This window comes from Phocaeicola acetigenes, assembly GCF_027529745.1.
Classification (GTDB): domain Bacteria; phylum Bacteroidota; class Bacteroidia; order Bacteroidales; family Bacteroidaceae; genus Phocaeicola; species Phocaeicola acetigenes.
Map to the genome: position 1 here is coordinate 70,904 of NZ_JAPZVM010000008.1, position 11,426 is coordinate 82,329.

5 protein-coding genes are annotated in these 11,426 nt (G+C 41.8%); 2 read left to right on the top strand and 3 right to left on the bottom strand.

Annotated features, from left to right (window positions below; translation table 11 throughout):
* Positions 1-158: 158 nt before the first annotated feature.
* The 3 genes from O6P32_RS09890 to O6P32_RS09900 form a co-directional block, all read right to left on the bottom strand.
* The gene (locus O6P32_RS09890; RefSeq protein ID WP_269878312.1) at positions 159-1,094 is read right to left on the bottom strand and encodes a metallophosphoesterase; all 936 of its coding nucleotides are present in this window, start codon (positions 1,092-1,094) and stop codon (positions 159-161) included.
* A gap of 109 nt (positions 1,095-1,203) precedes the next feature.
* Positions 1,204-3,981 (bottom strand): TonB-dependent receptor, encoded by a 2,778-nt coding sequence (locus tag O6P32_RS09895; protein ID WP_269878313.1) that lies wholly within the window; start codon positions 3,979-3,981, stop codon positions 1,204-1,206.
* 383 nt (positions 3,982-4,364) lie between these two features.
* Complete coding sequence (locus O6P32_RS09900) at positions 4,365-5,660, bottom strand: histidine-type phosphatase (RefSeq protein ID WP_269878314.1); 1,296 nt, start codon at positions 5,658-5,660, stop codon at positions 4,365-4,367.
* A 284-nt stretch (positions 5,661-5,944) separates the two neighbouring features.
* On the opposite strand from O6P32_RS09900, the gene purL reads away from it, so the two are divergent.
* Entirely contained in the window at positions 5,945-9,649 is a 3,705-nt protein-coding gene (gene purL / locus O6P32_RS09905) for a phosphoribosylformylglycinamidine synthase (RefSeq protein ID WP_178265969.1), read from the top strand.
* A 151-nt stretch (positions 9,650-9,800) separates the two neighbouring features.
* Entirely contained in the window at positions 9,801-11,231 is a 1,431-nt protein-coding gene (locus O6P32_RS09910; protein ID WP_269878315.1) for an MGH1-like glycoside hydrolase domain-containing protein, read from the top strand.
* Positions 11,232-11,426 lie beyond the last annotated feature (195 nt).

Below are 11,426 nucleotides of genomic sequence, written 5' to 3' on the forward strand. Positions count from 1 at the left end.
CGAAAGTACCTATTTTTTATAAATAATAATACATCGAATCCAAAGGCTAAAGAAGAAGATAAACAGATTATTTTCCAAAAAGAAATGCCCATGAAAGCCTTTCCTGCAAGACTTTCATGGGCATTTCCTCCTTGAAGAGATTTTATAGCCAAGAATAACTATTTTTTCTTTTTAACAGAATGAAGCACTTCGCCTTTCTTATTGATCATATGTAAAGTCAGCTCCTTCTTGTCGGCAGTAATGAGAGAGAACCCGGTCTGATCACTGCAAAAAACAGTACCTTCTGTAGGGTTCACTTTACGGCTTAACGAGCCCGATGAATTTACTACATAATCGATATTACTGCCCTTCATGCGGATATGCTGGAAATTATGGATATGTCCGCATAAATACATGGATACATTATTGTGCTTACGGAGAATTGTATCAAGACGTTTTTGCAAGTCACCACGTTCTGAATCACTTTTAGAAGTTTCAGCATAGATAGGATGATGACCCACAACCAATACCCAGTCTTCTTTGGCAGATGTCAATACAGAATCAATCCAAGCCAACTGTTTGTTCATATCCTGCAATGCTGCATCAGGATAATCTTCTGTATCTTTACGGTATTTATCAATCAGAGGAGCTGTATCAATCATTACCAAACGGACTGTTATGTCATCATTTTCCAAGACCTTAGTATAATAACGATCGGGCATACGCCAGCGGGCACTTACGTTGGTATAATCGATTACCGCCTGTGAGTTGCTCCTATATTCATGATTTCCTAAAATCGGATACCAAGGCAACATCAATTCCGGGTGACTGTAAATCAACTCATAATTAGTCATCCACAAAGGATCGTTTACACTACGTACTCCTTCAAAGTGATGTACGTCTCCTGCAGCTACCACACACTCTATATCCACATTTTCGGCCATTGTCCCCATCAGTTCGGCAATAGGCTTCTGATCGTAATAACCATTTCGTCCCAAATCATTTGCCATGAAAAAGTTCAGAGGTTTTTCCAAAGCTTTCCAAGCCTGTGGGTTTTGTGCAAATGATGCCAACGAAATCAAAGCAACCCAACATAAAGCAATTATCTTCTTCATAAAAATCTATTGTTTATTTATTATAAATTGTATGATCTCTCCACAAAACTCATACGAAAATAAGTTTTGCAGAGAGATTACTATGTTTTACAAATGTCTCAATTCGAAATTAGAAACTTACTTTAATACCTGCATTAGCTTTTACACCATAATATTCTGCCTGCATGGTACGTTCTTCTGTTCCCTGATAGTAACGTAAAGGCTGATTCAAAAGGTTGGTAGCTTCTGCATACACTGTACATTTCACTTTCTTTCCAAAAGTATAGCCTGCATTCAAATCCATATAATTTACAGCATCGTAGTAACGATCCAATTCTGCATGTTCGCCCATTTCATCAATAAAGGCAGAAGCATAATTATAAGACAGACGTAAGTTAAATCCTTTTTTCTCGAAATACAGTGAAAGGTTTGCTGTATGTTCCGGTGAACCCGGCAAGCTAAGTCCGGTTTCGTTTTCACGACCTTCGAAATTGAAGTTCTTCACATTGGTATAAGTATAAGTATAGTTACCATAGAAACCTACACATTTCAATGCCGGAGCAATGAATCCGAAGTCACGCTGATAAGCCAATTCTACACCAAACAAGTCAGCATCACCACCGTTTACAGCCTGAGTAATTTTAAAGTTCACATCTTCGTATCCAGGATAACCGCCACGAGTACGCTGATCTACGATAAAGTCATCGATACGTTTGTAGAACAAACCAGCCGATACAAGACCAATACTCTTGAAGTAATAATCTGCACTCAAGTCGAAGTTATACGAAATGGTCGGAGTCAAATCAGGGTTACCAATAACAATTTCTTCATCATCCAAATCCAATGCTACATTCGGAACCAATGCAGAATATTTCGGTCTTGCCAATGTTTCGGTGAACGAAGCACGCAACTTCAAGTCATCGTTTACATCAAACTTATACAACACACTTGGCAAGAAGTTTACATAATTGTTCTTTCTTTCACCAGTAGGCTCCAGTGATTCATCACCATCCGCCGGTTTCAACCAGTTCCATCCGCTATATTTCAAGTTGGTAGCTTCCATACGCAGACCCAATACCAACTGATGACGTTTTCCCAGATTCTGGTCAAAGCGAACATATGCAGAAGTAACACTTTCGGTTGCATCATAGTTACCAGAAGATTCTTCCCACAAGCGTTCACCTTCCATAGAAGCAAAGTTCATATCTCCCAGGTATTCTTTTTTCACGAAATCAGTACCTTTATATTGTGCTCCCGGCATATATCCATCACGTACCTGATAAGCCAAATGATTCAAATAATCAGTATTGGTTTCTCCATACGCATCTTTGTAATCGTAAGCTTCTATATCTTTTGTTTTAGACTTACGCACATATTTTGCACCGAATTTCAATTTATTGCCATATAAACCGGAAGCCAAGGGAAGTTCGAAATTCAAATGAAACTTAGCATCATCTTCATGAATTTTCTGATTTGAATTTGTCAATGCATCTACCTCCCATTCACCTTCTCTTGTATTTATCAAGTTGGTGACATACGGGAAACGAGTACCGGCATTTACCACATCCAGAGAAATGTCTTTCTGCTTCAAATTGAAATAACGTTCTTCCGGACGGTCTTCACTTGCACGGGCATATGAAGCTCCCCAGTCCATCTGCAGTTTTCCAAACAAATGTTCACCTTCCAATGAATAATCCATTGTCTGCTGCAATTCCAAACGAGCATTGCGATTATCCGACGAACCACCTTTTGTTTCAACTTCTACTTTAGCTTCTCCATCGGCAGCAGCATCCAAATCTTTGTAAGAAATACGATAACGATTTTCCCAGTCATGACGACGGTTATAAATACTCTTGAATGTCAGTTTATGATTGGGGTTGAAGTTATAATCCAATGCCAATGAATAACTCTGTCGCTGACGGGTTACGTAATACTGACGAGTTTCAGCATCTGTAATGAAAACTTCACCTGTTTCTTCGTCACGATCGTATTCAAATTCCACATCATCCGAACCAATAGGTGCATTCTGATAAGAAACAGCAGCCATCACACCCAGTTTATCGTTAAAGAAACGGTCACCGTAAGTAAATCCAAAGTTCATCTGTGCATCTTTACTTACAGGGTTATATCCTGTACCGGCTGTTGCATTCAACACTCTCTTATAAGGAGTACTCTTTGTAATCAAGTTGATAGAACCACCAATGGCATCTGCATCCATATCAGAAGTAACTACCTTATTTACTTCTATAGTCTGTACCATATCAGAAGGAATCAGGTCCAACTGAACATTACGCACATCTCCTTCTGCAGAAGGAAGACGGTTACCGTTGATTGTCACAGAACTCAAATCGGCAGATGTACCACGAACCTGACCGAAACGAGCTTCACCCTGGTCGTACTGTACATTGATACCACTGATACGTTTCAAAGCATCACCAATATTGGAATCAGGGAATTTACCTACTTGGTCGGCAGATACAACATTTACAACTCCCATTTTATTTTTCTGTGCATTCAATGCTTTTCTCTGTCCGGTGAATACACCCTTCACGCTTACTTCCTGAAGTTCCAATCCCTCTTTCAGTATAATTGTTTTTTCCAAAGTCTTTCCTTCCGGAACTGTCACTGTCATTTCGGTGGGAGCATATCCTACATAAGTAACTTTAATTTTATAAGTGCCTGGTTTCAGATTGGGAAGTGTATAAAAACCATCCATATCACTGATTACTCCAGTTTTCAAGTTTTCTACATAAATAGATGCTCCCGGCAAAACATGCTTGCCAGCATCCACCACACGTCCACGTATTACTCCCAACTCTGGAGAAACCACATTATTTTCAGACCATGCTACATTTAAAGATGCCGCAGAAAGAAACAGCATCGCTGCTACCCTAAAAGTTTTTTTCATTGCTTTTATAATTATAATCTTTTAAATACTGCGACAAAGGTCGACTATTCCAGTTTCATAGTCTTTTCAGGTTATTTAAAAATTCATCACATTTGTTTTACAAAATTATTACATCCTACCTCCCAAAATCAGATTTATTATTAACCTATAAATGAGAAAAGCTCAAAAAGAAAGCCTTTATCGAATTGGAGCACAAGAAATTTCTTTCCAAGTGCAACCTCAGATAAAGGCTTTTATCATGGCGATTATAATTATTATATCAGTATTACAGACTCCATAGACATATTGATTTTTCCAAGTGTATGCTCACATCAAGAAAATATCATTGAAATAAAAACGAAAAGGTATCAATTTCATGGAAAAAGAAACCACCCTCTCCGATATTATTCCGAATCTCTTTCGCAAGCCGGAAGTGTTATGCTGTTTACTGTCCGCAGCCAGTAATCTTTTACATCCTTCCAATGATAGTAAGGAGCAATATCTGTTTTTACCATTGGAAGTGTAACCTCACGCTCATTAAGCAACAACTTTACAATAACATCTTGCGGATTCTTCTTTTTCCGATAAAAAATCAACTGAACATTTCCACACATCGGAATAATACGGTAAGTACGGAAAGTATCTGCTATTTTCTGCCAGTCGGACGTGGATGCTGATAAATTATCAATACCCATCAGTACTGTCAATGGAGCCAAATTTGTATCGTGTCCATAACGCAATGTAGCAGCAGGATGTCCTGAAGCGATCACAGAATCGGCTGTCACCACAAAATTCTCAAGCAAGTTACGCTCCAATTTATACATACAGGCATCACTCAACGGAGAAGCTCCTTTCTCATAATACCATTCGAAATTATTTCTTTGCCACATGTCATATTTTTCATCCAAAGTAAAGAGGAAAGACAAATCTTTCTGCCCATAACTACTCTGACTGATTCCATGTAACTCGAATAAATCTTTCATTAAGGTGACAGAATCGATTGAATCGGCATATTTCCGATTGTTGAATAAAGTCTTCATAAGATGAGACGGATGTATATAGACACTGTCTGCCAGACGGTAGACTTCATCCATTTCGGAAAGATGCATTTCTTCATATGCCGGATTCTTATACTTTATATAATAGGCATCATGCTCACTGGCATCCATTGTAATATCCAAAGCAGGATTTAACCCTTTCAGTTCCACACAAGCTGCAGCCATCGACAAAAATGCCCGCGTTTTATAAGTAGAACGAGCATCTACATGCACACCGTCTGTAAAGACAGAAGGATAACGATGAAACATTCTTGCTACCAAATCTCTATGCTGCTGCGCTCCTTTAGGAGTAAGTTCCCCATAACGTCCTTCGGCCTCCTTTGCCAAACTCTCTATTATCTCTAAAGCCTTTTTCCCCTCTTTAGTCAATGCACCACAACGTTTCGCTTCTCTTAGTACAGCCAGAGGTCTATCATACTTTTTCTGTTTTGTCAGATAACGTGAACCATGACGTGCAAACATCGAAATATAAAAAGGCTCATAACCTTCTGGAGCTTCTGTCAATGTAACATCAGGTACCTGATAAGCATAATACTTTCCGGCAGACAAATCCTGATTTCTCTTAATCTCGTCCTTTGCACTTTGGGCCCATACCATTCCGGAAAACAGACATAGGGCCATTATAATCCATATCTTTTTCATACATTTTTTTTGACTTTAAAAGTACCATTTCTAATCTTATCAGTATATCTTCATTACCGTATTTCCTTCAAGCAACCCCTATTTTTCATAGAAATGAAACATTTATATCACACATTTTACATATTACCTTTTTCATACAAATTCAAGTTATGCATCTATACAAGCCCAACGCAAAGCAAATCACACACACTAATCTGCATTTCGGCGCGGTTATTCCACAGAATTTCCGTACCTTTGCAAGGCATTAGTAAGTTCGAACTATATATTAATAATCTATAAGTGCTATGATTCTATTTTTCAGAACACCCACTAACAGCGTAATTGCCACAGCATGCAATCAGGAGCTTCATGCTGAGGACATCAACAAACTGTGTTGGCTTTATAGCGAAGCCACTCTCGAAACAGAAGATAATCTGAAAGGTTATTTCATCGGTCCACGCCGCGAAATGATAACTCCGTGGAGTACCAATGCGGTTGAAATCACCCAAAATATGGGCATCAACGGTATCCACCGAATTGAAGAGTATTTCCCTGTAAAGGATGAAAATGCCGATTACGACCCGATGTTGCAACGTATGTACAAAGGACTCGACCAAACAATCTTTGATGTAGACATCAAACCGCAGCCCATTGTATATATTGACAACCTGGAAGAATACAATGAAAAAGAAGGTCTGGCTCTTTCACGCGAAGAAATGGACTACCTGATGAAGGTAGAAAAAGACTTGGGACGTAAACTGACTGATTCCGAAGTTTTCGGTTTCGCACAGATTAACTCCGAACACTGTCGTCACAAAATCTTTGGGGGAACATTCATCATCGACGGACAGGAAATGGAGTCTTCACTGTTCCAAATGATCAAAAAAACGACTCAGGAAAACCCGAACAAAATTATTTCTGCATACAAAGACAACGTTGCTTTTGCAGAAGGACCGGTAGTAGAACAGTTCGCTCCACAGGATCACTCTACTTCCGACTATTTCGTAATCAAAGATATCAAGACTGTAATTTCGCTTAAAGCCGAAACACACAACTTCCCGACTACTGTAGAACCGTTTAACGGAGCTTCTACCGGTACTGGTGGAGAAATCCGTGACCGTATGGGTGGTGGTAAAGGTTCATGGCCGATTGCCGGTACAGCAGTGTACATGACTTCTTATCCACGCACTGAAGAAGGACGTGAATGGGAAAATGTTCTACCAGTCCGCAAATGGCTGTACCAGACTCCGGAACAGATTCTGATTAAAGCATCAAACGGTGCATCAGACTTCGGTAACAAATTCGGTCAACCGCTGATTTGTGGTTCTGTGCTTACTTTTGAACACCAGGAAAACGGCGAAAAGTATGCATACGACAAAGTAATCATGCTGGCAGGAGGTGTAGGATACGGTACACAGCGTGACTGTCTGAAAGGCTCACCTGAAGCAGGTAACAAAGTAGTAGTAATGGGTGGAGACAACTACCGCATCGGTTTGGGTGGTGGTTCTGTATCTTCTGTAGAAACCGGACGCTACTCTTCAGGTATCGAGTTGAACGCTATCCAGCGTGCCAATGCAGAAATGCAGAAACGTGCTTACAACGTAGTACGTGCACTCTGCGAAGAAAATGAAAACCCAATCGTATCTATCCACGACCACGGTTCGGCAGGACACGTAAACTGTCTGTCTGAGTTGGTGGAAGACTGTGGTGGATTGATTCATATGGATAAGTTGCCTATCGGCGACGAAACTTTGTCGGCAAAAGAAATCATTGCCAACGAATCGCAGGAACGTATGGGCTTGCTTATCGACGAAAAAGCCATCGAACATGTACAGAAGATTGCAGAACGTGAACGCGCTCCGATGTACGTGGTAGGTGAAACAACCGGTGACCATCGTTTTGCTTTCGAACAAGCTGACGGTGTACGTCCGTTCGATCTGGCAGTAGACCAGATGTTCGGTTCGTCTCCTAAGACTTACATGGTAGACAAGACTGTAGAACGTCATTACGAAAATGTTTCTTACGACCCTGCTAAACTGAACGAATACGTAAGCCGCGTATTGCAGTTGGAAGCAGTAGCTTGTAAAGACTGGTTGACCAACAAGGTAGACCGCTCTGTAACAGGTAAGATTGCACGCCAGCAGTGTCAGGGCGAGCTTCAGTTGCCGTTGAGCGACTGTGGTGTTGTAGCTCTCGACTACCGTGGTGAAAAAGGTATTGCTACTGCATTGGGACACGCTCCTCAGGCTGCTTTGGCTAATCCGGCTGCCGGCTCTGTATTGGCTGTATCCGAAGCATTGACCAACCTGGTATGGGCTCCGCTTGCAGAAGGCTTGGACAGCGTATCACTTTCTGCCAACTGGATGTGGCCTTGCCGTGCTCAGGAAGGTGAAGATGCACGTCTGTATACTGCAGTAAAAGCCTTGTCTGACTTCTGCTGCGAATTGCAGATTAACGTACCGACCGGTAAAGACTCTCTGTCTATGACTCAGAAATACCCGAACGGCGAGAAAATCATCAGCCCGGGAACTGTTATCGTTTCTGCAGGAGGTGAAGTTTCTGATGTCAAGAAGGTAGTTTCTCCGGTAATGGTAAACAAAGCAAAATCTACATTCTATCATATCGACTTCAGTTTCGACCAGCTCCGTCTGGGAGGTTCTGCTTTTGCACAGTCATTGAACAAGGTAGGCGACGACGTTCCTACTGTACAGAATCCGGAATACTTCCGCGACGCATTCCTTGCTGTTCAGGAACTGGTGAACAAGGGATTGATTCTGGCAGGTCACGATATTTCTGCCGGTGGTTTGATTACTACTTTACTGGAAATGTGCTTTGCAAACGTAGAAGGTGGTATGGAAATCAACCTCGACAAGCTGAAAGACCACGATATCGTAAAAGTATTGTTTGCAGAAAATCCGGGTATCGTTATTCAGGTAGCCGACAAGCATAAGGCAGAAGTAAAGAAGATTCTGGAAGATGCAGGTGTAGGTTATATCAAATTGGGTACTCCAAGCGAAGAACGCCACATTCTTGTATCGAAAGACGGTGCAACTTATCAGTTCGGTATCGACTATCTGCGTGATGTATGGTATTCTACTTCTTACCTGCTCGACCGCAAGCAGAGCATGAACGGCTGTGCCAAGAAACGTTTCGAAAACTACAAGCAGCAACCTATCGAATTGGTATTCGACAAATCATTTACCGGTAAGTTGTCGCAGTTCGGTCTCAACCCAGACCGTCGTACTCCAAGTGGTATCAAGGCAGCTATCATCCGCGAAAAAGGTACCAACGGCGAACGCGAAATGGCATACATGCTGTATCTGGCAGGCTTCGATGTGAAAGACGTAACCATGACCGACTTGATTAGCGGACGTGAAACACTGGAAGATATCAACATGGTAGTATATTGCGGTGGTTTCTCTAACTCCGACGTATTGGGTTCTGCAAAAGGATGGGCAGGTAGCTTCTTGTTCAACCCGAAAGCAAAAGCAGCCCTCGACAACTTCTACGCACGTGAGGATACTTTGTCACTGGGTGTATGTAACGGTTGCCAGCTGATGATGGAACTGGGACTTATCACACCGGAAGACAAGAAAAAAGGCAAGATGCTGCACAACGATTCACACAAGTTCGAATCTAACTTCCTGGGTGTAACCGTACCAATGAACCGCAGTGTAATGTTCGGTTCGCTGAGCGGCTCGAAACTGGGTATCTGGGTGGCACACGGAGAAGGTAAATTCTCATTGCCTTACCCGGAAGATCACTACAATGTAGTATTGAAATACTCATACGACGAATATCCGGGCAATCCGAACGGTTCAGACTACAGCGTAGCAGGTATTGCAAGTCAGGACGGACGCCATCTGGCAATGATGCCTCACTTGGAACGTGCTTGCTTCCCGTGGGAAAATGCATATTATCCACTCGACCGTGTACACGAAGACCAGATCACTCCGTGGATGGAAGCTTTCGTAAACGCACGCAAGTGGGTTGAAGCACACAAGAAATAACAACTACTTTTCTTCATAAATCAGAACAAGGGCTATCTCAATCGATTTGAGGTAGCCTTGTTTTTTTATACTCATATTTTCCAAAGAGCCCGTTTGCTTTTATAGCCAAAACTATTAGTTTTGCATTCACAAAGAACAGAAAACACACATTATGAAAAAACACATCATCCCTGCTATTCTGGCCGGAATTCTTGCTATGCAAGGCCATGCACAACAGCTCGACACTCACAACGAGAAACTGGATAAAGTATTCCAAATTGCCACACAGACCCTATACAAAAATGTAAAAGACAGCATCATCAAGGCTGGAGGCTCTTATGGAGGAGAATGGACAAGAGATATTTCAATCAACACTTGGAATGCCGCCAATCTGCTACTACCCGAAGTTTCCGAATATTCTTTATGGCATGTAACTACCAACCACAGGACACAAATCGGACATCAGTATTGGGATCAGATTATCTGGGTAACAGGTGCCTACGACCACTATCTGGCTACTCAAGACAAGGCTTTTCTGAAACAGGCATATATTGCATCTAAAAATACAATGCAAAAGTTGGAAAACGAAGTCTTCGATTCTGAATATGGCCTGTTTACAGGTCCCTCTGTATTCAATGATGGAATAGCCGGATACGAAGAGCCGATTTTCGACCCCAAGAACACCTCCAGCTATGTATTGGATTACCCCAATGCCAAGCCTATCAAATGCCTCAGCACAAACTGTATTTATTATCATGCCTACCAACTGATGGCGGAAATGGCCGACAGACTGGAATCTCCCCAAGAAGCTGAGACCTATCGCCAGCAGGCAGAAACTCTGAAAGCTGCTATACGGAAACATCTGTTCAACACAGCTACCTGTCAGCTGAGTTATCTCATCGACGGACAAGGAAACACACATCATTTTCAAGAAGGACTGGGTATGGCATTTGCCATCATGTTCGGGATTGTAGATTCCAATGAAGCTAAAGAAATAGTCGATAAAGCGTATGTAGGTCCATACGGATTGCCATCGGTTTATCCCGCATTCAAAAGATTCTCCAAACAAAGACCTGGAAGACACAATGTATTGGTGTGGCCGTTTGTCAACGCATTCTGGGCAGATGCAGCTCTGCAAACCGGAAGAGCAGATAAGTTTGTATTCGAACTGGAGAACCTATGCAATCTGGTTTTAGACAGCAAGTCCTGCTTTTACGAAATTTATGATACGTATACAGGAAGAGTCTGCGGAGGATGGCAGACCGGACATGAAACCGGAAAAGACTACGAATGGGACTCCATACACGACCAGACCTGGTCGGCCACAGGTTTCCTGCGCATGGTATTCCGGGGAATCTTGGGATTGCAATTCACAGAAAACGGACTGCAACTGACTCCCAACCCTTATCTGATGAAGCATTTCGGATTCGAAACAATTTCCGACTTACGTTACCAGCAAGGAACACTCCGAATCAGACGCACCGGAAATGGAAATACAATCAAGGAAATCAGAATTAACGGTAGGTATGCAGGACGACAAACAGCCTTAGTCCTTGCACCTCATCAGGGAAATACAGAGATAGAAATCATAACCGGAAAGTAAAGTTTATACCCTCTAAAAACGCGACTTGTATCGTGAGCTCACGTGACTTGTATCGAAGGCCAACGATACTTGTATCGTAAGCTCACGATACAAGTCACGTTTTTAGACATACTTTATTTATATTATCCTCAATAACCAATAAAACAAAATGGGAAAGGAGCACTCTCCTCACCCATTCTGAACCTTAACAATCTA